Origin of the sequence: Streptococcus infantis, assembly GCF_001579645.1 — a bacterium.
Classification (GTDB): Bacteria; Bacillota; Bacilli; order Lactobacillales; family Streptococcaceae; genus Streptococcus; species Streptococcus infantis_E.
The window spans coordinates 132,151-134,478 of the sequence record NZ_KQ970819.1; the positions used below are offsets into that span (position 1 = coordinate 132,151).

Below are 2,328 nucleotides of genomic sequence, written 5' to 3' on the forward strand. Positions count from 1 at the left end.
ATCATCCCAATAGTTAATACTTTCAAAGCTTCCTTTTCTTAAATAAAGGGGTAGCCTTTTTCTAATTTCATCTTGCATTGGTATTTTATCAATATCTTTTAGATTCCACCATTTTGGCTCACCTTCATGAGATGTGCTTAGTTCACCAGTAAACTGAGTACATAAAAAGTCATAGAAGACAAATCTCTCATTACCAATTGAATTAGTAAAGCCTGAAATTCCTTTTAATTCAAGATTTAATGCAATGAGTCCAGTCTCTTCCTTAAGTTCCCGTAATGCAGCTTCAAAAAAACTTTCGGGGAATTCAACTTTTCCCCCGGTGGGATCCAGCCAGGAAAATTATCGTGCTGTCTATTAAGTAATAAAATTTCTTCATTTTTCAAAACGCAAATATTAACCCAGTTTTTGATTGTTTCAGTCATATTATCAACCTCCAACAAGTATTTTTTCATATGCAAGACTATATGTCAAGAACTATATGCTATTTATGATTGTGACAAATGTATCTCAGCCAAAGATTGATAATTTTTATGCAATAGATGATTAACTCTCAGAATAGACTTCAATCAAGAATTTTGGCAGAAAAGTGTTGAGAGGCTGGATATAAAAGAAGGCAAGCAAATCAGCCTGGCCTTCAAAAATGGCGTACCGATTGGTTTATAGAAGACAAGGTCGTGTTAATTCAGCACGCCTTTTTTTGATTTTTCTATGGTATAATAGAAGATAGATTTATAACTGGAGAATATGGGTATTTATGATTAAACTAGTCGCAACTGATATGGACGGGACTTTCCTGGATGAAGCTGGCCAATTTGATATGGAACGTTTAAAAAAGCTTCTCCATTCCTATAAAGAAAAAGGAATCTACTTTGCTGTAGCATCAGGACGTGGTCTTTTGTCCTTAGAGAAACATTTTGCGGATGTCAAAGATGAGATTATCTTCATTGCTGAAAATGGGAGTCTGGTTCGTTTTCATGGACAAGACCTCTATGAAGCAACTATGCCACGTGATTTTTACCTGTCAACTTTTGAAAAACTAAAAACTTCCTCTTATTTTGATGAGAAGAAGATGCTCTTGACTGGTAAAGAGGCTTGCTATGTCTTAGATACAGTAGATGAAATCTATCTTATGTTTAGCCATCATTATAATGAGAATATCCAAAAGGTGGCCAGACTGGAAGATATTACCGATGAGATTTTCAAATTCACAACTAACTTCACTGAAGAAACGGTTGACGCTGGAGAAGCTTGGGTCAATGAACATGTTCCTGGGGTCAAGGCTATGACGACAGGATTTGAATCCATTGACATCGTTTTAGACCATGTTGACAAGGGAGTTGCTATTGTCGAATTGGCTAAGAAATTGAATCTAGATATGGACCAGGTGATGGCCTTTGGTGATAATCTTAATGACCTGCACATGATGCAAGTTGTAGGGCACCCAGTCGCACCTGAAAATGCTCGTCCAGAGATTTTAGAACTAGCTGAAACAGTTATCGGACATCACAAAGACCAAACAGTTATTGCTTATATGGAGGGATTGTAATGGCAGATATTAAATTAATTGCCCTAGACTTAGATGGGACTTTGCTGACGACAGACAAGAAATTGACTGATCGTACTAAGGCGACTTTAAAGGCTGCGCGTGATCAGGGAGTCAAAGTGGTACTGACAACGGGACGTCCTCTCAAGGCTATGGATTTCTTCCTTAAAGAGCTTGGAACAGACGGCCATGATGACGAGTATACTATCACTTTTAATGGTGGATTGGTTCAGAAAAATACGGGTGAAATCCTTGATAAGACAGTATTCTCTATTGATGATGTGACACGTATTTACGAGGAAACTGAAAAACTAGGCATTCCCTTAGACGCCATTTCAGAAGGTACAGTTTACCAAATCCAATCAGATCAAGAGAGTCTGTATGCTAAATTTAATCCTGCTCTGACTTTTGTTCCAATTGACTTTGAAGATTTGTCTAGTCAGATTACTTACAATAAATGTGTCACTGCCTTTCCTCAAGAACCCTTGGATGCAGCTATTCAGAAGATTTCTCCTGAATTGTTTGACAAATATGAAATTTTTAAATCACGTGAACTCTTGCTAGAATGGTCACCAAAGAATGTTCATAAAGCGACAGGATTAGCTAAGTTAATTGAGCATTTAGGAATTGACCAAAGTCAAGTGATGGCTTGTGGAGATGAAGCTAATGACCTTTCGATGATTGGATGGGCAGGTCTTGGTGTAGCCATGCAAAATGCTGTTCCTGAAGTTAAAGCAGTTGCAAATGTGGTAACACCTATGACCAACGACGAGGAAGCCGTTGCC

The 2,328-nt window shown here is 37.8% G+C and carries 2 protein-coding genes and 1 pseudogene; 2 read left to right on the forward strand and 1 reads right to left on the reverse strand.

What is annotated here, in order from left to right:
* Positions 1 to 422 (reverse strand): annotated as a pseudogene (locus SINDD18_RS04900) (8-oxo-dGTP diphosphatase); the annotation flags it as partial.
* Positions 423 to 754: 332 nt separating this feature from the next.
* Between SINDD18_RS04900 and SINDD18_RS04905 the strand changes: the two are divergent.
* A complete protein-coding gene (locus SINDD18_RS04905; protein WP_061863313.1) occupies positions 755 to 1,546 on the forward strand; it encodes a Cof-type HAD-IIB family hydrolase in 792 nt (263 codons plus the stop codon).
* A partial coding sequence (locus tag SINDD18_RS04910; RefSeq protein WP_061863314.1) for a Cof-type HAD-IIB family hydrolase occupies positions 1,546 to 2,328 on the forward strand: 783 nt, incomplete at its 3' end. The genes SINDD18_RS04905 and SINDD18_RS04910, both read left to right, overlap by 1 nt.